This window comes from Pantoea sp. BJ2 (genome assembly GCF_040255075.1).
Lineage (GTDB): Bacteria > Pseudomonadota > Gammaproteobacteria > Enterobacterales > Enterobacteriaceae > Pantoea > Pantoea leporis.
The window spans coordinates 3,885,540-3,905,181 of the sequence record NZ_CP158292.1 but is presented as its reverse complement, the minus strand read 5'-3'; the positions used below and the strand labels follow the sequence as shown (position 1 = coordinate 3,905,181).

The 19,642-nt window shown below is 57.1% G+C and carries 15 protein-coding genes; 10 read left to right on the top strand and 5 right to left on the bottom strand.

Annotation, left to right across the window (positions count from 1 at the left end):
- Positions 1 to 183 precede the first annotated feature (183 nt).
- From iolD to iolE, 3 genes are all read left to right on the top strand, one after another.
- Complete coding sequence (gene iolD, locus AAF463_RS18140) at positions 184 to 2,118, top strand: 3D-(3,5/4)-trihydroxycyclohexane-1,2-dione acylhydrolase (decyclizing) (protein ID WP_350261231.1); 1,935 nt, start codon at positions 184 to 186, stop codon at positions 2,116 to 2,118.
- 68 nt (positions 2,119 to 2,186) lie between these two features.
- Positions 2,187 to 3,200 carry a Gfo/Idh/MocA family oxidoreductase gene (locus tag AAF463_RS18135; RefSeq protein WP_350261230.1) on the top strand — a complete coding sequence of 338 codons (1,014 nt, stop codon included), beginning with the start codon at positions 2,187 to 2,189 and terminating at the stop codon, positions 3,198 to 3,200.
- A 65-nt stretch (positions 3,201 to 3,265) separates the two neighbouring features.
- Positions 3,266 to 4,162, top strand: coding sequence for a myo-inosose-2 dehydratase (gene iolE / locus AAF463_RS18130; RefSeq protein ID WP_137386669.1), 897 nt, complete (start codon positions 3,266 to 3,268; stop codon positions 4,160 to 4,162).
- Positions 4,163 to 4,293: 131 nt separating this feature from the next.
- On the opposite strand, the gene glpD is transcribed toward iolE, so the two are convergent.
- Positions 4,294 to 5,802 (bottom strand): glycerol-3-phosphate dehydrogenase, encoded by a 1,509-nt coding sequence (gene glpD, locus AAF463_RS18125; RefSeq protein WP_110867634.1) that lies wholly within the window; start codon positions 5,800 to 5,802, stop codon positions 4,294 to 4,296.
- A 228-nt stretch (positions 5,803 to 6,030) separates the two neighbouring features.
- Between glpD and glpE the strand changes: the two genes are divergently transcribed.
- From glpE to malQ, 5 genes are all read left to right on the top strand, one after another.
- Positions 6,031 to 6,357, top strand: coding sequence for a thiosulfate sulfurtransferase GlpE (gene glpE / locus AAF463_RS18120; RefSeq protein WP_101762689.1), 327 nt, complete (start codon positions 6,031 to 6,033; stop codon positions 6,355 to 6,357).
- Positions 6,358 to 6,389: 32 nt separating this feature from the next.
- Positions 6,390 to 7,214, top strand: coding sequence for a rhomboid family intramembrane serine protease GlpG (gene glpG / locus AAF463_RS18115; RefSeq protein WP_101762788.1), 825 nt, complete (start codon positions 6,390 to 6,392; stop codon positions 7,212 to 7,214).
- A 42-nt stretch (positions 7,215 to 7,256) separates the two neighbouring features.
- A complete protein-coding gene (locus AAF463_RS18110; protein ID WP_008107931.1) occupies positions 7,257 to 8,015 on the top strand; it encodes a DeoR/GlpR family transcriptional regulator in 759 nt (252 codons plus the stop codon).
- A gap of 175 nt (positions 8,016 to 8,190) precedes the next feature.
- Positions 8,191 to 10,596, top strand: a complete 2,406-nt coding sequence (gene malP, locus AAF463_RS18105) for a maltodextrin phosphorylase (RefSeq protein ID WP_350261229.1) — start codon at positions 8,191 to 8,193, stop codon at positions 10,594 to 10,596.
- 28 nt (positions 10,597 to 10,624) lie between these two features.
- On the top strand, positions 10,625 to 12,679 hold the full coding sequence (gene malQ, locus AAF463_RS18100) for a 4-alpha-glucanotransferase (protein ID WP_350261228.1): 2,055 nt from the start codon (positions 10,625 to 10,627) through the stop codon (positions 12,677 to 12,679).
- Between the two features lie 39 nt (positions 12,680 to 12,718).
- Here the strand turns inward: malQ and nfuA are convergent, their stop codons facing one another.
- The gene (gene nfuA, locus AAF463_RS18095) at positions 12,719 to 13,294 is read right to left on the bottom strand and encodes a Fe-S biogenesis protein NfuA (protein WP_064741235.1); all 576 of its coding nucleotides are present in this window, start codon (positions 13,292 to 13,294) and stop codon (positions 12,719 to 12,721) included.
- A 58-nt stretch (positions 13,295 to 13,352) separates the two neighbouring features.
- Positions 13,353 to 14,030, bottom strand: coding sequence for a DNA utilization protein GntX (gene gntX / locus AAF463_RS18090; protein WP_101762685.1), 678 nt, complete (start codon positions 14,028 to 14,030; stop codon positions 13,353 to 13,355).
- A gap of 35 nt (positions 14,031 to 14,065) precedes the next feature.
- Between gntX and bioH the strand changes: the two genes are divergently transcribed.
- A complete protein-coding gene (gene bioH / locus AAF463_RS18085; protein WP_350261227.1) occupies positions 14,066 to 14,836 on the top strand; it encodes a pimeloyl-ACP methyl ester esterase BioH in 771 nt (256 codons plus the stop codon).
- Here the strand turns inward: bioH and AAF463_RS18080 are convergent.
- Together AAF463_RS18080 and AAF463_RS18075 are read right to left on the bottom strand one after the other, a co-directional pair.
- On the bottom strand, positions 14,820 to 16,505 hold the full coding sequence (locus AAF463_RS18080) for an alpha-amylase family glycosyl hydrolase (protein WP_350261226.1): 1,686 nt from the start codon (positions 16,503 to 16,505) through the stop codon (positions 14,820 to 14,822). The two genes, bioH and AAF463_RS18080, sit on opposite strands and share 17 nt — an antisense overlap.
- Before the next feature lie 113 nt (positions 16,506 to 16,618).
- Complete coding sequence (locus AAF463_RS18075; RefSeq protein ID WP_350262013.1) at positions 16,619 to 18,949, bottom strand: Tex family protein; 2,331 nt, start codon at positions 18,947 to 18,949, stop codon at positions 16,619 to 16,621.
- Positions 18,950 to 19,138: 189 nt separating this feature from the next.
- Here AAF463_RS18075 and greB point away from each other — a divergent pair, with 189 nt between their 5' ends.
- A complete protein-coding gene (gene greB / locus AAF463_RS18070) occupies positions 19,139 to 19,627 on the top strand; it encodes a transcription elongation factor GreB (protein WP_101762682.1) in 489 nt (162 codons plus the stop codon).
- Positions 19,628 to 19,642: the final 15 nt, after the last annotated feature.

Here is a 19,642-nt window from a genome sequence, read left to right as displayed (position 1 = left end):
TCATTGCTGAATTTGATCTCCATCGCAAAATGAAATGTTTCTTCTGTAATTGTGTTTAATGAAAAAAATATTTGTTTATAATCGCCTCACGTTTCACTTAATCCGCGGGCGCCGTGAACGGCAGTTTTTACCCGAACCGCGATGTACCTCGCCGCAGGTACCAGCATGTAAAGGAAGAAGCATATGGGCACAATCAGACTCACCACGGCACAGGCGCTGGTAAAATTTCTTGATAACCAATACCTGAACGTTGACGGCGTTGAAACCAAATTTGTGAAAGGCATTTTTGCCATTTTCGGTCACGGCAACGTGCTGGGATTGGGACAGGCGCTGGAGCAGGACAGCGGCGATCTGGTGGTGCATCAGGGCCGTAACGAGCAGGGCATGGCGCACGCCGCCATTGGCTTTGCCAAGCAGTCGCTGCGTCGTCAGATTATCGCCTGTACCTCATCGGTCGGTCCCGGCGCGGCCAACATGATTACCGCTGCTGCCACCGCGACCGCCAACCGCATTCCTTTACTGATGCTGCCGGGCGATGTGTTCGCTACGCGCCAACCGGATCCGGTATTGCAGCAGATCGAACAGAGCCACGATCTCAGCATCAGCACCAACGACGCGTTCCGCGCGGTGAGCAAATACTGGGATCGCGTCAGCCGCCCGGAACAGCTGATGACTGCCTGCATCAACGCCTTGCGCGTGTTGACCGATCCGGCAGAAACCGGCGCGGTGACGATTGCGCTGCCGCAGGACGTGCAGGGCGAAGCCTGGGACTTCCCGGAATACTTTTTCCAGAAACGTGTGCATCGTCTGGATCGCCGCTTGCCAACTGCCGCGCAATTAGAAGATGCGCTGGCGCTGATTGCGCGTAAACACAAGCCGCTGATCATTGTCGGCGGTGGCCTGAAATATTCCGATGCCGGGGATGCGCTGCTGAAATTTGCCGAGCGCTTCAACATTCCGTTTGCCGAAACCCAGGCCGGTAAAGGCACCATCGTTTCCGATCACCCGCTCAATGTCGGCGGCGTGGGCGAAACCGGCTGCCTGGCGGCCAACCTGCTGGCGAAAGAGGCCGATCTGGTGATTGGTATCGGTACGCGTTACACCGACTTCACCACCGCGTCGAAATGGATTTTCCAGAATCCGGACGTCAGCTATCTGAACCTCAACGTCAGCAACTTCGACAGCTACAAGCTGGATGCAGTGCAGCTGCTGGCGGATGCGCGTGAAGGTTTAACCGCGCTGGAAAGCGGGCTGCAAGGTTTCGAAAACCATTGGGGCGGCCAGATTGAGCTGTCGCAAAGCAAGCTGTTGAAAGAGACGCAGCGCGTCTATGCCGCCACCTATAACACCGACGATTTCATTCCGGAAATCGCCGACCATGCCGATCGCGAAGCGCTGTTTGCCGAGTTTGAGCGCCTGACGAAATCGGTGCTGACGCAGAGCAGCGTGCTGGGCACCTTAAACGAGCAGCTCCCAAAGGATGCGGTGATCGTCGCGGCAGCGGGCAGTCTGCCGGGCGACCTGCAGCGCGTGTGGCGCACCAAAGATTACAACTCGTACCACGTTGAGTACGGCTACTCCTGTATGGGTTATGAAGTGAATGCCGCGCTGGGTGTGAAGCTGGCGCAGCCGCAGCGTGAAGTCTACGTCATGGTTGGCGACGGTTCGTTCATGATGCTGCACTCCGAGCTGGTCACGTCCATTCAGGAAGGGGCGAAAATCAACGTGGTGCTGCTGGATAACATGACCAACGGTTGTATCAACAACCTGCAGATGGAACACGGCATGGACAGCTTCACCACCGAGTTCCGCTTCCGTAATCCGGAAGGCGGCAAGCTGGATGGCGGCTTTGTGCCAGTGGACTTCGCGGCGATCGCCGGCGGTTACGGCTGCAAAACCTACCGCATCACCACGCTGGAACAGCTGGAAGCCGCGCTGATCGATGCGCAGAAGCAGACCGTTTCCGTGCTGTTCGACATCAAAGTGCTGCCAAAAACCATGGTGCATAAATACTTCAGCTGGTGGCACGTCGGCGTGGCGCAAACCTCTACGTCAACGCGCACGCAAGAAGTGGCCGACAACCTTAACGTGCATATCGAACAAGCACGTAAGTATTAAAACCTCTTTTAGGCCGGAGCTCTCCGGCCTTGTTTTACCCTAACTTATCCGACTCTACAGGTGTAATTATGACGCTCAAACTCGGTGTAATTGGTACCGGTGCAATTGGTCAGGAACACATTCGTCGCTGCAATAACGTTTTGCAGGGTGCGAAAGTGGTGGCGGTTTCTGATATCAACGTAGAAGGGGCGCGCGCGGCGCTGCAACGTCTGAATATCGAAGCCGAGGTGTATCAGGATGGTCATCAGGTGATCAACTCACCGGAAGTCGATGCCATTCTGGTGACGTCCTGGGATCCGACCCACGAAGAGTTTACGCTGGCGGCAATCGCGGCCGGCAAACCGGTGTTCTGTGAAAAGCCGCTGGCGCTGAGCGCTGAAGGTTGCCGTCGCATTGTGGATGCCGAGATCAAACACGGTAAACGTCTGGTGCAAGTGGGCTTTATGCGCCCGTACGATGCCGGCTATCGCGCGCTGAAAAAAGTGATCACCGGCGGTGAAATCGGCGAACCGCTGATGCTGCACTGCGCGCACCGCAACCAGAGCGTCGGCGAGAATTACACCACCGACATGGCGATCACCAACACCCTGATTCACGAGCTGGACGTGCTGCGCTGGCTGACCGAAGACGACTACAAAACCGTGCAGGTGGTGTTCCCGCGCACCACGTCGAAGTCTCATGCCAATTTGAAAGATCCGCAGATCGTGCTGTTCGAAACGCAGAAAGGTATCCGCATTGATGTGGAGATCTTCGTTAACTGCGCGTACGGCTACGACATTCAGTGTGAAGTGGTGGGCGAAGAGGGCATCGCTAAGCTGCCGGAGCCTTCGGCGATCCAAACGCGCAAAAACGCGCGTCTCGGCGTGCCGCTGCTGACCGACTGGAAAGACCGTTTCATTGATGCTTATGACGTTGAGCTGCAAGCGTTTATTAATGACGTGAAAGACGGTCAACTGACCGGACCTTCTGCCTGGGATGGTTTTGCTGCTTCCGTGGCCGCCGATGCCTGCCACAAAGCGCAGAATAGCGGTGCGATTGAGCCGGTAACCATGCCGCCGCGTCCGGATTTCTACGCCAAATAACTGAGCTGTGCGCTAAATACTCCTCGGCGGCTCAGCGGCCGCCTCTGTGAATCAGGGACAACACCATGAACAAAGACAACGTTAAACTGGCGATCGCGCCAATCGGCTGGACTAACGACGACATGCCAGAGCTGGGCAGCGAAAACACCTTCCAGCAAACCGTGAGTGAAATGGCGCTCGCGGGTTTTACCGGCAGTGAAGTGGGCAGCAAATATCCGCGCGATCCGGCGATTCTCAAGCCGATGCTCGATATCCGTGGCATTCAGATCTGCAACGCCTGGTTCAGCACCTTCTTCGCCAACGGCGACAAAGCGAAAACCATCGACGAATTTACCAATCACATGAATTTCCTGCATGCGATGGGCGCGCGCGTGATTGGTTGCTCCGAGCAGAGCAAAAGTATTCAGGGCACCACGCTGGCGGTGCTGGAGCAGAAGCCGATTTTCAGCGATGAAGAGTGGCGCTTAACCGCGGAAGGCTACAACGAGTTGGCGGAGATCGCCGCGAAGAAAGGCATGCGCGTCACGCTGCACCATCACATGGGCACCGGCATTCAGACGCCAGCCGAGATCGATCGCTTTATGGAATCGACCAATGAGAATGTTGGCCTGCTGTACGATACCGGCCACATCTACTATTCCGAAGGTTCACAGCAGGCGATGCTGGATGTGCTGACCAAATATCTGCCGCGTATTTTCCACGTGCATCTGAAAGACGTGCGCGACAGCGTGGTAGCCGAAGTGCGTGAGAAATCGCTGTCGTTCCTGGATGGCGTGAAGAAGGGGACTTTCACCGTGCCGGGCGATGGCGTGATCGATTTTAAACCGGTGTTCAAAATCCTCGATGATTACGGTTATAAAGGCTGGATGGTGGTGGAAGCGGAGCAGGATCCGGCGCTGGCCAATCCGTTCGAATATGCGGTAAAAGCGCGTAAGTACATCCGCGAGAATGCGGGGTTGTAAGGGCAAATGCGCGCAATGCATTGCGCCGCTACGGGATGTGCACGCATTCGTAACGGCGCGATTTATCGCGCTGTTTTCCATAAAAAAAGGCCGTTATCCCATCAGGATAGCGGCCTTTTAATTGGCTGAGATTATGACGCTAACGACAACGCCGGTTTCTGTGCGTTGACCGCCAGCCACTCGGCAATGCGCGCCTGCTCGGCTTCGTTCAGCCACATGCCTTGTTTGGTACGACGCCAAATCGCATCATCCAGCTCGCGTACCCATTCGTTTTTCACCAGGTAACGCAGCTCGGCTTCGTAGAACTCGTGACCGAAGTTTTCACCCAGATCGTCGATGCTCTTCGCGCCTGCCAGCAGCTCTTCGGTGCGGCTGCCGTAAGTCCGCGCAAAGTGACGCGCCATACCTTCGCTGATAAACGGATAGCGACGACGCAGGCTGGCGGTGTAATCCTCGCGTGAACCGGAGAAATCCCCGCCCGGCAATACCGCGTTTTTGGTCCACGCCGGGCCGATATTCGGGTAGTATTTGGTCAGTTTCTCCAGCGCATGTTCCGCCAGCTTACGATAGGTGGTCAGCTTGCCGCCGAACACGGACAGCAACGGCGCCTGGCCATTGTCGTCATGCACATCCAGCGTGTAATCACGGGTGATGGCCTGCGGCGAATCCGATTCGTCATCGCACAGCGGACGTACGCCCGAGTAAGTCCAGACGATGTCATCTTTGCTCAGCTGCTGTTTGAAGTGTCCATTGAACACGTTCAACAGGTAGCTGATTTCGTTGTCATCGATCTTCACGTCTTTCGGATCGCCTTTGTACTCCACGTCGGTGGTGCCGATGATGGAGAACTCATCCATCCACGGAATCACAAACACGATACGGTTATCTTCGTTTTGCAGGATATACGCCTGCTTTTCGCGATGGACGCGCGGTACCACGATGTGGCTGCCTTTGATCAGACGAATGCCGTACGGCGATTTCAGCTTCAGGCCATCGTCGAAGAACTCTTTTACCCACGGACCGGCCGCATTGACCAGACCTTTGGCGCGCCAGGTGTAGGTTTTACCGCTGTCGATATCTTCGGCTTCCACCATCCACAAACCGGCTTCACGCCAGGCGCGGGTCACGCGCGTGCGGGTGCGTACTTCGCCGCCCTGTTTTTCCACTTCCTGCGCATTGAGTACCACCATTCGCGCATCATCAACCCAGCAGTCAGAATATTCGAATCCGCGCGTGATCTCAGGCTTGAGGGCCGAATCCGCGCCAAAACGCAGGCTCTTACTACCCGGCAGCGTGGTGCGTTTGCCGAGGCGATCGTACATAAACAGGCCCATACGGATCATCCACGCCGGACGCAGATGCGGACGGTGCGGCAGACGGAAGCGCATCGGGAAGGCGATGTGCGGGGCCATTTTCAGCAGCACTTCACGTTCTGCTAACGCTTCGCCCACCAGGCGGAATTCATAGTGTTCAAGGTAGCGCAGGCCGCCGTGAATCAATTTCGAGCTGTTGGAGGAGGTTGCACAGGCCAAATCCCGCGCCTCCAGCATCAGCACCGACAGTCCGCGTCCTGCAGCGTCCACTGCAATGCCGGCTCCGTTAATGCCGCCGCCGATCACGATCAGGTCTTTGGTTTCCACGTCATCTCCTCCGATGTTCGGAATAGTTCTAAAATGTTCGTTTTCGAGCGTAATAATAATCGGAAACCAACATCTACGCCAGCGGTTAACTGAATAAAAACATTTTTGCGTGATATAGCTAACATTCCGACAGGAAAAAAATCACATAACCACAGGACTTGTCAGGTTATCGCGGCGCGTTCTCAGGTTAAACTAGGCGCTAATTGTGATGAAGTAATGAGAGACACCATGGAAACCTTCGAGTGTATTAATGTCCTGCAGGCGCAAGAGCATCTGGCACAAGGTGCGCAGCTGGTGGATATCCGTGATCCGCAGAGCTTTATGATGGGCCACGCGGCGGGCGCGCAACATCTGAACAATGACAACCTGGCGGATTTCATCGCCAACGCCAATCAGGCTTTGCCGGTGCTGGTGATGTGCTATCACGGCAACAGCAGCAAAGGCGCGGCGCAGTTCCTGCTGGGCCAGGGATTCAGCGCGGCGTACAGCATTGACGGCGGATTTGATGCCTGGCGCGCGGCATTCCCGGCGCAGGTTGCCCTCGGCGACGCCTGAGCCCATCGCATAAGGAAGGAGATCACCGCATGATGCGCATTACCCAGTTCAATAATCCGCGCATGGCGCAGGCGTTTGTCGACTACATGGCGACTCGCGGCGTGACGCTACGCATTGAGCGCGAAAGCCACTTTGTCATTATGTTGGATGACGAAAGCAAGCTGGAGAGGGTCGAAAACGAACTCGCGCAGTTCGTGCGCGATCCCAACCATCCGCGCTATCAGGCGGCCAGCTGGCATAGCGGCAACACCGAAAGTGGCTTGCGCTACGAGCGCACTAATATCTGGGCGAGCATTCGCGAACGCGCAGGTCCGCTCACCATGGCCATCATGATCGCCTGCATCGCGGTGTTTATCCTGATGCAGATCGTCGGTGATGATGTGGCGCTGGAGTGGCTGGCTTGGCCGGCGGATTCCTCGCAATATTTCCAGGTGTGGCGCTGGTTTAGCCATGCGCTGCTGCACTTCTCGCTGCTGCATATCCTGTTCAACCTGATGTGGTGGTGGTATCTCGGCGGTGCGGTCGAGAAGCGTCTCGGCAGCGGCAAGCTGTTTGTGATTATGCTGATCTCGGCGCTGCTAACCGGCTGGATGCAGGCCAAGTTCAGCGGCGTGCTGTTTGGTGGTTTGTCGGGCGTGGTTTACGCGTTGATGGGTTACTGCTGGCTGCGCGGCGAGCGCGATCCCGAAAGTGGTATTTATCTCGAGCGCGGCCTGATTGGCTTCGCGGTCGTATGGTTGGTGATTGGCTGGTACGGCGCATTTGGTCTGTCGATCGCCAACGCCGCGCACGTCACCGGCTTACTGGTGGGTTTAGCGATGGCATTTGTTGATACGCGTAAGATTACGCGTCGTTAGCAGCACCAATAAAAGAAGCGGCCACGAGCCGAGGAGAGAGATGTGAAGCAGACGCAACGTCATGACGCCATTATCGATCTGGTCCGGCGTCAGGGATATGTCAGTACCGAAGAGCTGGTGGATCACTTTGAAGTCAGCCCGCAAACCATTCGGCGTGACCTGAACGACCTGGCCGATCAGAACAAGATCATGCGCCATCACGGCGGGGCGGCGCTGCCGTCCAGCTCAGAAAATACCGCATGGCAGGATCGTAAAATGATGTGGTCGGCGGAGAAAGCGCGCATCGCCGAGCGCGTGGCGAGCCAGATCCCTGATGGCGCCACGCTGTTTATTGATATCGGCACCACGCCGGAAGCGGTGGCGCATGCGCTGCTCAATCACAACAATCTGCGCGTCGTCACCAACAACCTCAACGTGGCGATTCTGCTGATGGCGAAACCTGATTTCCGCGTGATTATCGCCGGCGGCGAAGTGCGCACGCGTGATGGCGGCATCATGGGCGAAGCGACGCTGGACTTCATTTCGCAGTTTCGCCTCGATTACGGCATTCTCGGCATCAGCGGCATTGATATGGATGGTTCGCTGCTGGAGTTCGATTATCACGAAGTGCGCACCAAACGCGCCATCATCGAAAACTCGCGCTGCGTGATGCTGGTGGTGGATCACTCGAAGTTTGGCCGTAATGCGATGGTCAACCTCGGCAATATGAGCCTGATTGATTACATGTATACCGATCAAAGCCCGCCGGCCAGCGTGCTGAAAGTGATTGAACAGCACGAAGTTCACCTCGAACTTTGCTAATGCCGTAGCGGCGCAATTTATTGCGCGATAAATCGCGCCGCTACAAAAATCAGCACCGATTTTTTTCACCGCACCTGCATTTCCCTGTCGCTTTTTTCTGCGCCCCCAGCTTTACTTATCCATTCACCTCTTGCGCTCGCCCGGCTTTACCGTTAACGGACTCGAAGGGATTGATATGTCGCAGCAAAAATTCAATAAAACACGTTTCGACGCCGCGCTCACCCGCCAATGGCAGCATCTCGGACTCACTTCCGCCCAGCAAATGACACCGCAGCAATGGTGGCAAGCGCTGAGCCGCGTGCTGGCAGAAATGCTGGCGACGCAGCCACCTGTGCCAGCCAAACACGGGCAGCGCCACGTCAACTATCTGTCGATGGAGTTTCTGCTGGGGCGTTTGACCGGCAACAATTTGCTCAATCTTGGCTGGTATAACGAAGTGCAAGCCGCGCTGGCGGAACATCAGGTTGAGCTGAGCGAACTGCTGGAAGAGGAGGTGGATCCGGCACTCGGTAACGGCGGATTGGGGCGTTTGGCCGCCTGCTATATGGATTCGATGGCGACCGTCGGCCAGGCTGCGATGGGCCACGGCCTCAACTATCAATACGGCCTGTTTCGTCAGACGTTTGCCGACGGACAGCAGCAGGAAGCGCCGGATGACTGGCAGCGCGATCGCTATCCGTGGTTCCGCTACAACGCCGCGCTGGATGTGCAGGTAGGCCTCGGCGGCAAGGTCAAAGAGAACCACGATGGCAGCCTCAGCTGGCGACCTAAAATTCACCTCAAAGGCGAAGCCTGGGATTTGCCGGTGGTGGGCTATCGCAACGGTATCACGCTGCCGCTACGCCTGTGGAAAGCCAGCAGCGCGCAGCCGTTCGATCTCACCGCGTTCAACAACGGCCAGTTCCTGCAGGCTGAGCAGCAAGGCATTGCAGCCGACAAGCTGACCAAAGTGCTCTATCCCAATGATAATCATGCCGAAGGTAAGCGGCTGCGCCTGATGCAGCAGTATTTCCAGTGCGCCTGCGCGGTGGGCGATATTCTGCGGCGTCATCATCTCGCCGGGCGCGCCATTCGCACTTTGCCTGATTTCGAAGTGATCCAGCTTAACGACACGCATCCCACCATCGCCATCCCGGAGATGCTGCGCGTGCTGCTGGATGAGCATCAACTGAGTTGGGACGATGCGTGGCATATCACCAGCCGCACTTTTGCGTATACCAATCACACGCTGATGCCGGAAGCGCTGGAGCGCTGGGATGAGAAGCTGGTGCGCGACCTGCTGCCGCGCCATATGTTGATCATCCGTGAGATTAATCGCCGCCTGAAAAAGATAGTGAAGCAACGGTGGCCAGACGATAAAGCGATCTGGCACAAGCTGGCGGTGGTGGCTGATGGTCAGGTGCGCATGGCGAATTTGTGCGTGGTGAGCTGTTTCGCCGTCAACGGCGTGGCGGCGCTGCACTCCGAGCTGGTGGTGAAAGATCTGTTCCCGGAATATCACCTGCTGTGGCCAAACAAATTCCATAACGTGACCAACGGCATCACGCCGCGCCGCTGGTTGAAACAGTGTAATCCGCTGCTGGCGACGCTGATCGATGACAGCCTGCAGGTTGAGTGGGCCAACGATCTCGATGCGCTGGCGTGGCTGGCACCTTTCGCCCGCAAGAAGGCGTTTCGTCAGCAGTTTCGCGACATCAAGCAGCAAAACAAACAGCGGCTGACGCTCTACGTCAAGCGCGTGACCGGCATTGATATCAATCCGGATGCGCTGTTTGACGTGCAGATTAAGCGACTGCATGAGTACAAACGTCAGCACCTCAGTTTGCTGCATATGCTGCACTGCTATCGCCAGCTGCGCGACAACCCGGATAACCCCGACTTCGTGCCGCGCGTGTTCCTGTTTGGCGCCAAAGCCGCGCCCGGCTACTACCTCGCCAAAAATATCATCTATGCCATCAACAAAGTGGCGGAGGTGATCAACAACGATCCACTCGTCGGTGATCGCCTCAAAGTGGTGTTTATCCCGGATTACCGCATCACCGCCGCAGAGCTGATGATTCCGGCCGCCGATCTCTCCGAGCAGATTTCCACCGCCGGTTATGAGGCTTCCGGCACCGGCAATATGAAGCTGGCGCTGAACGGCGCACTCACCATTGGCACGCTGGACGGCGCCAATGTGGAGATTGCTGAAGCGGTGGGCGCGAAGCATATCTTTATCTTCGGCAACAGCGTGGACGAGGTGAAAGCGCTGAAGGCGGGCGGCTACAGCCCGAAAAAGCTGCGTAAACAGAATCCTTATCTGGATGGTTTGCTGAAGGAGCTGGAGAAGGGCAAGTTCAGCGACGGCGATAAGCATGCGTTTGATTTGATGTTGCAAAGCCTGACCAAAAATGGCGATCCCTGGCTGGTGCTGGCCGACTTTGATGCCTACATCGCCGCGCAGCAGCGGGTGGAAGCGTTGTGGAAAAACCCGGATGCCTGGACGCGCGCAGCGATCCTCAATACCGCTCACACCGGCCGCTTCAGCTCTGACCGTTCAATTCGCGATTATCAGCAGCGGATTTGGCAGGCGGCCCGATAAAGACACGATTGATGATTTTGGAGACACGATGACGCTCAACAAGCTGGACCAGGCGACACAGGATGCCGGCATTTCGCTGCGCTTTATTAACGCGCACGGCGAGCCGGAAACCATCAGCGATGAGACCAAACGCGCGTTGCTGGCAGTCATGGAAACGCCAACCGGTAAAGCGCCACCGCTGCCGCCGGTGCAGGTATTTGCCGCTCGCAGCAAGCGCCAACTGACGCCACAAGGCAGCGGCGCCTTTTCCTGGCAGCTACAAACCGAACAGGGCAAAAGCTTCAGCGGCGAAGTGCAGGGCGGAGAACCGCTCACACTGCCGCCACGTCTGTCACAAGGTTATCACCAGCTCACGCTGCGCAAAGGTCGCCAGCAGTGGCAAACGCGCATCATCATTGCGCCACGCCGCTGTTTTATCCCGGCATCAGTCGAGCAAGGCGAGAAACTGTGGGGCGCGTTAGTACAGCTTTACACGCTGCGATCGGATGACAATTGGGGCATCGGTGACTTCGGCGATTTGGCGCAAATGCTGGAGAACGTTGCCAATAATGGCGGTGACTTCGTTGGCCTTAATCCTTTGCATGCGCTTTATCCTGCACAGCCAGAACATGCCAGTCCTTACAGCCCAACCTCGCGTCGCTGGCTCAACGTGCTGTATATCGACGTTAATCGGCTGGAGGATTTTCAGCGTAGCGAGGCAGCGCAGCGTTGGTGGCAAAGGGCGAAAACACGCAAAGCGCTGGATCAGGCGCGCGCGGCTGAGTTTGTCGATTACAGCGCGGTGGCCAAACTGAAATTGGCCGCGCTGCGCTTTGCCTGGCAGCGCTTCCAGCCGCGCGCCGCTGAAGATGCCGGATTTCAGCAATTTATCGTTGAGGGCGGCGACCATCTGCGTTATCAGGCGGCGTTTGATGGCATTCTCGCCGAACGCAGCCAGCAGCATCCTGATGAATGGGGTTGGACCAACTGGCCGGAAGGCTGGCGCAACGCTTTGCTGCCGGAGGTGCAGCAATGGTGTGCGGAACACGAAGAGGAGATTCAGTTCTGGAGTTGGTTGCAGTGGGTGGCGCAAGAGCAGTTTGCCATCTGCTGTCAAATTAGCCAGCAGCTTGGCATGGAAGTGGGATTATATCGCGACTTAGCGGTCGGCGTGGCGCAAGGCAGCGCCGAAACCTGGCAGGATCCGGAACTGTATAAACTCGGCGCTTCCGTCGGTGCGCCGCCGGATCGCCTCGGTCCACAGGGGCAAAACTGGTGTTTGCCGCCGCTCGATCCACATGTGATGCGCGCGCGCGGCTATCAGCCTTTTATCGACTTGCTGCGCGCCAATATGCGTGACTGCGGCGCTTTGCGTATCGATCACGTGATGGCGCTGCTGCGCTTGTGGTGGATTCCCTACGGCGAAAGCGCGGATAAAGGCGCTTACGTGGCCTATCCGGTTGAGGATCTGCTAGCGATCCTTGCGCTGGAGAGTCAGCGCCATCGCTGCATGGTCATTGGCGAAGATCTCGGCACGGTGCCAAAAGAGATCGTCAGCCTGCTGCGCAAAAGCGGCATTTTCTCGTGGAAAGTGTTGTTCTTCGAGCAGCACGGCGATGGCAGCTATCGTCAGCCGCAAGAGTATCCCGTGCAGTCGATTGCCAGCGCCAGTACCCATGATTTGCCGACGTTGGCGGGATTCTGGAGATATGAGGATCTTTTTCTGGGTCACAAACTGGGCTTGTACCAGGAGAGCGTGTACATGTCATTGCTAAGGCAAAGGGATAAACAAAAACAGGCGCTATTGGATGCGCTGCATCAGATGAATACATTGCCTGCGCGCCACGGTACCGTTGCCAGCCGATTGTCCTTCACACCGATGCTCAATCGCGGCTTCCACCGCTATCTGGCGCGCACTAACAGCGCATTGCTGGGGCTGCAACCTGAAGACTGGCTTGCTATGACTTCACCGGTCAACGTGCCGGGTACGGTAGATGAATATCCAAACTGGCGGCGCAAGTTAAGCGTCACAATCGAAAAGATTTTTAGAGGAAACGTGCCGGGCTTATTGAATGCGGTGAATACCGGGCGCAGGAAGCGTTGAAGAACGCGCGGCAGCGTCGGGTCGCTGCCGCGTGCTTAATCAGTAGTACGAGTGCTCGCCGCGCTGGTGCTCGGTCAAATCGCGCACGCCTTTCAGCTCAGGGAAGGCTGCCAGCAGCTCTTTCTCGATGCCATCTTTCAGCGTGACGTCGATCATCGAACAACCGTTACAGCCGCCGCCGAATTGCAGAATGGCGATGCCGTCATCGGTGATTTCCATCAGCGATACGCGACCGCCGTGACCAGCCAGCTGCGGGTTAATCTGCGCTTGCAGCAGATATTCCACGCGTTCCACCATTGGCGCATCGTCAGAGACTTTCCGCATTTTGGCGTTAGGCGCTTTCAGCGTCAGCTGCGAACCGAGGTTGTCGGTAACAAAGTCGATTTCCGCGTCATCGAGGTACGGTGCGCTCAGCTCATCAACAAAGGCTGACAGTTTTTCGAACTTAAATTCGGTATCAGTCGCTTCTACTGCATCGGGTGGGCAGTAAGAAACACCGCATTCTGCGGTTGGCGTACCCGGATTAATGACGAATACGCGAATCTGAGTGCCATCTTCTTGTTTGGACAGCAATTTTGAGAAGTGCTCTTGCGCAGCATCAGTAATAACGATCATGGCGATTGCTCAATAGTTGACTAGATTACTTGGTTATAATACGCCCAACACCGACGCTCTACAAGGTACGGCACAGGCAACCAATGTGTACGCTGGCCGCGCCTTGCGCCAGCAGGATGCGGCTAATTTCCGCCACGGTACTTCCGGTCGTCACAACATCGTCGATAAGCAGGATATGGCGTCCGCGCACCGGCATTTCAAGGCGAAACGCGCCGCGCAGGTTCTTTTTGCGCGCGCTGGCGCTCAATGAATGCTGAACTGCGCCCTGTCGCACCCGCTTTACCGCTTCGCGATATTCACAGCCCAGCCAGCGAGCCAGCGGTTTTGCTAGCAGCGCCGCCTGATTGTAGCCGCGTTGCCAGGCGCGCCGACGATGCAGCGGTACGCTCAGCACCAAATCTACACGCGGCAGCCGGTAATCACGACGCATTGTTAACAATTTTAACAAAATCAGCCGCGCCAGCATCACTCTGAGTGCGGTTACGCGAGAAAACTTCAGCTGCTGCACCCAATCGCTCAGCGGCGGCAGGTAATCGCTGACGCAGCTCAGACTCTGCCACGGCGGCGGGCGGCGCAGGCAGCGCCCGCAGGGCTGCATTCCACTGGCCGGTAAACCGCAGCAGGGACAGAGTGCCGGTAGCCGCGGAATTTGCTGCACGCAGCGGCTGCACAAACCGTGGCTGGCAATCTGCAACGGCAGGCGGCATAGCCAACACAGGGCCGGGATTGGTAGCATAGCGACCTCCTTATCACTTTTCCGGAGTGTAACCGATGAGTTCGCTTTACTGGCACACCACAGGCACGGGCGATCGCGATCTTGTGCTGCTGCACGGCTGGGGTTTGAACGCCGAAGTGTGGCAAAACATCGTTCCGCGACTCAGCTCGCATTTTCGCCTGCATCTGGTGGATCTGCCGGGCTTTGGCCGCAGCCAGGGTTTTGCGCCGCTGACCTTAGCGGAAATGGCGCAACAGCTGTTGCCGCAGTTACCCGACCGCGCGGTGCTGCTCGGCTGGTCGCTGGGTGGATTGGTGGCCAGCCAGCTGGCGTTAACCCAGCCGGAGCGCGTTGCAGCGCTGATCACTGTTGCCTCATCGCCGTGTTTTACCGCGCGTGATGTATGGCCCGGCATCAAGCCCGAAACGCTGCAAAATTTTCAGCAGCAGTTGAGCACGGATTTCCAGCGCACCGTTGAGCGCTTTCTGGCGCTGCAAACCATGGGCACGGAGAACGCGCGACAGGATGCGCGTCAGTTGAAAGAGGTGGTGTTATCACAGCCGATGCCGTCGGTTGCGGTGCTGGAAGGGGGATTAGAGATTTTGCGTCAGGACGATTTGCGTGCCGCGCTCGACGATCTACCGCTGCCGTTCCTGCGCATTTACGGCTATCTCGATGGGCTGGTGCCGCGTCGCATCGCAGAAGAACTGGATTCACGCTGGCCAGCTTCATCCTCGGTGGTGATGGAGAAAGCCGCGCATGCGCCTTTCATTTCTCACCCCGATGAATTTACGCAGCTGATCATGACGTTTACCGCAGCCACATAAACTGCCACGCAGCCAGCGTTAAGGGCTGGCTGCCATCCAGCTTCTCCCCGCTAATCACATCCTGCATATGCCGCGCCAGCGGTAACTGTGTCGTCACCTCATGACGGCTGAGATTAAACACACACAGCAACCCCTCATCGCTATCCGGCTGATGGCGACGCAACACCAGCAGGCTATTTTCGCTTTCCAGCAGCGTCATCGGATTATCGGGATGAAACGCGGGCTGCCGCGTGCGCAGTTGAATCAGCGCGCTCAGGCGTTCATACACCTGTTGGCGCAGCGGGTTGCCGCCGCTGATCCACTGTTCCATTTCACGCAGGCTGTACTTCTCCCGGTTGATGGCACGGTTATGACCGGCGGCGCGCACGCCTTCATTGTCGTTGCGCGAGCCAAGAATACTTTGAATGTAAATCGCCGGTACGCCAGGAAATGACAGCAGAATCGCGTGTGCCAGCAGGAAGCGGCGCAAACGCGTGTCATCGTCATCGTCCTGCTGATTGAGCGCATCGAAATAGGTGACATTGATTTCGTAAGGGCTGGTGGTGCCATCGGCATTGTTCTTGTAGGAGACCAGCGCGCCTTCCAGTGCTAAATCACGCACCAGCGCCACAATCTCCACTTCCGACAAAATGCCGCGCGCCGGATTGAGTCCAATGCCGTCGTGCGAGGCAAGAAAGTTAAAGAAAGTGGTGGTGCCACCGCCTAAATCCAGCGTGCTGGCCCATTGACGCAGCGCACGCGCCGATCCCGAATGAATGGCGTGCAGCACCAGCGGCGGCAGCGAAAACTGGTACACCATTTGCGCTTCATCTTTGCCGTTACCGAAATAGCTGATGTTGTCTTTGTGCGGCACGTTGGTTTCGGTGACGATCACCGTGCCGGGCGCCACTTCATTGGCAATGGCGCGAAACAGCTTCACCAGCTGATGCGTTTTCGGCAGGTGAATGCAGTTGGTGCCCGGCGTTTTCCACATGTAGCCCACCGCGTCGAGCCGCACATAATCCGCGCCTTTGTTCAGGTAGTCGAGCAGCACATCGACCATGCGAATCAGCACTTCCGGATTGCCAAAGTTGAGGTCGATCTGGTCGGCGCTGAAGGTGGTCCAGATATAGCGCGTCTCGCCGTCGGCCATCGCAAACGGCGTGAGCAGCGGCGAGGTGCGTGGACGCGTCACCGCGCTGAGATCGGTCGCCGGCGGCATGCTGATAAAGAAATCATTCCAACCCGGATCCTGCGCCAGAAAGTGTTGAAACCAGCGGCTGTGCGCCGACATGTGGTTGCAGACAAAATCAAACATCAGCCGCGTTTCGCTGTGCAGCGCGCTGATGTGCTGCCAGTCGCCGCAAATCGGATTGACCTGGTGATAGTCGATAACCGAGAAGCCATCGTCGGAAGAGTAGGGAAAGAACGGCAACAGATGCACCAGACTGAAAGTGGATTGCAGATGCTGCTGATAAAAACGCGAGAAGCTGGCAAGGGTTGGCTGTTCAGGTTCGCGGAATTGATCGGCATAGGTAATCAGCACCACATCTTTCTCATCCCAGTGCGCCTTGCGCGGCAGTTTTGCCGTATCGCGCGCGGCACGAATGTGTGAAAGCAGGCGTTCACGCGCCGCGACCGGAAAGCTGCCGTGATAAATCTCATCGATTAAGGCGTTGATAATATCCATGGATCGCTGGGCCACGCGGAAGGTTATTTTTTCAGCGTAGTTGGATGAGGAGATTTATCAAGCTGATACGCGCAGAGACGAGGGTTTCTCCGCGCGTTATTTACGGCAGGAACTTAGCGTTTTTTACCGAATGCCGCGGCGAGCGCATCGCCCATCGCGCTGTTGCCGGCAGACGAGCTGGCAGGTTTGCCGCGACCTTTGTTATTGGCCGCCGGGCGGGCGTTTTCTTTGCCTGCGCTGCGGTTGCTGCCGCGGGCATGGCTTTCACCAGGCTGCTCGTCCAGACGCATGGTGAGCGCAATACGCTTACGCTGCATATCCACTTCCATTACCTTCACTTTGACGATATCGCCGGCTTTCACCACCTGATGGGGATCTTCAACGAACTTGTCGGAAAGGGAAGAGATGTGCACCAAACCATCCTGATGCACGCCGATATCGACGAAAGCACCGAAGTTGGTGACGTTGGTGACGGCGCCTTCCAGCACCATGCCCGGCAGCAGATCGTTGAGCGTTTCCACGCCTTCAGCAAATTGCGCGGTTTTAAACTCCGGACGTGGATCGCGGCCCGGTTTTTCCAGCTCTTTGATGATGTCTGTGACCGTTGGCAAGCCAAAGCGCTCATCGGTAAAGTCGCGGGCATTCAGATCGCGCAGACCGCCAGCATTGCCCATTAGCTCATTCAGCGCCTGCTCGGTGGCGGCCAGAATGCGCTCGACCAGCGGATAGGCTTCCGGGTGCACAGTTGAGGCATCCAGCGGGTTATCGCCGTGGTTGATGCGCAGGAAGCCCGCGCACTGCTCAAAGGCTTTCGGCCCGAGGCGGCTCACCTTTAGCAGTTGCTGACGATTCTGGAAGCGGCCATTTTCATCGCGCCAGCTAACAATATTCTGCGCCATCATGCGGGTTAAACCGGCCACGCGGGTCAGTAGCGCCACAGACGCGGTGTTGAGATCGACACCCACGGCGTTTACGCAGTCTTCCACTACCGCATCCAGCTTCTTCGCCAGCTGGCTTTGGCTGACGTCGTGCTGATATTGGCCTACGCCGATCGATTTCGGATCGATCTTCACTAGCTCGGCGAGCGGGTCCTGCAGGCGACGCGCGATGGAAACCGCGCCACGGATGGAAACGTCGAGATCCGGGAACTCCAGCGCCGCCAGCTCAGAGGCGGAATAGACCGATGCACCGGCTTCGCTGACGATCACTTTCTGCGCGTTGATTTGCGGGAACTGCTTCTGCACGTCGAGGAAGAAGCGCTCGGTTTCGCGCGAGGCGGTACCGTTACCAATCGCCACCAGTTCAACCTGATGTTTGGCGCACAGCGCCGCCACAGCCGTGGCCGCTTTCGCCGCCTGGCCGGTGTGCGGATAAATGGTATCGGTCGCGACCAGCTTGCCGGTGGCATCTACCACCGCAACTTTCACGCCGGTACGCAAGCCTGGATCGAGGCCCATGGTGGCGCGCATGCCCGCAGGCGCGGCCATCAGCAGATCGTGCAGGTTACGGGCAAATACGTTGATGGCTTCATCTTCGGCGCGTTCACGAAGGGTGCCCATCAATTCAGTTTCGAGGTGCAGCAGCACTTTGATGCGCCAGGTCCAGCTCACCACCGCTTTACGCCAGCTATCCGCTGGCGCGTTATTCAGGCGCAGCTTGAGGTGTTCGGCGATCAGCGTTTCGCCATAGCTTTCACGCGGGGCTTCATCGAACTGCGGATCGGCATTCAGCGACAGCTGCAGCACGCCTTCATTGCGGCCGCGGAACATCGCCAGCGCACGGTGCGACGGTACGCCGCTCAGCGCTTCGTGGTGATCGAAGTAGTCGCGGAATTTTGCGCCTTCTTCCTCTTTACCTTCCACCACGCGCGAAACCACATGCGCGTTCTTCCACAGATATTCACGCACTTTCGCCAGCAGCGTCGCGTCTTCGGCAAAGCGCTCCATCAGGATGTAGCGCGCGCCATCCAGCGCAGCGCGCACGTCGGCGACACCTTTGTCGGCATCAACGTAGCTGGCGGCCAGTTGCTCGGGATCCTGCGATGGGTCCTGCCACAGCGTATCGGCCAGCGGTTCCAGACCGGCTTCAATAGCGATCTGTCCGCGCGTGCGACGCTTCTGTTTGTACGGCAGGTAAAGGTCTTCCAGCTCGGTTTTGTTCAGCGTGCTGTTGATGGCGGTGGCGAGTTCAGGCGTGAGTTTGCCCTGTTCGTCGATGGATTTCAGAATCGACTGGCGACGATCGTCCAGCTCGCGCAGGTAACTCAGACGGCTCTCCAGCAAACGCAGCTGGGTGTCGTCGAGTCCGCCGGTCACTTCCTTACGATAACGTGCGATAAACGGCACGGTGTTCCCTTCATCAAGTAAGCGAACGGCAGCATCAACCTGGTCGGCGCGTGCCTTCAGCTCACCTGCGATAATCTGGCTCAGTGAATCTTTCATCATCATTAACAATGCTTACACAGGGTTGGAAATAGCGGACAGTTATACGGAATGAGGCCGAAAATTGCCAGCCGGTGGCCCGTGAATCCGTCTTTTTCTGAATGCAGCGCGCGCAATCTTGCTGATGGTCAATCGGTCGCTTATTGTTAGCCTCTTTGCTGCGAAGAACCGCCGTCACCACGAGTTGAAGTCATGAAAACCCAACTGATTACCCGCGAAGGCTATAACAAGCTGCGTGCCGAACACGACCATTTGTGGAATGAAAAGCGTCCGGAAGTCACCAAAATCGTCTCCTGGGCGGCCAGCCTCGGCGATCGTTCGGAAAACGCGGATTACACCTACAACAAGCGTCTGCTGCGCCAGATCGATCGCCGGGTGCGCTATCTGCGCAAATGCCTCGCCGATCTGAAAATCGTCGATTACGCGCCGCAGCAGGAGGGCAAAGTGTTTTTCGGTGCCTGGGTGCAAGTGGAGAATGAGCAGGGCGATGTGAAGCGTTTCCGCATTGTTGGCCCGGATGAAATTTATGGCGAGACGATGAAAGAGTACATCTCGATCGACTCGCCGATGGCGCGCGCGCTGATCAAGAAAGAAGTGGATGACGAAGTGGTGGTCAACACGCCGGAAGGGCAGAAGCTGTGGTTTGTGAACAGCATCGATTATGTGAAAGAGACGCCTTAAAAAAGCGCAATCGCC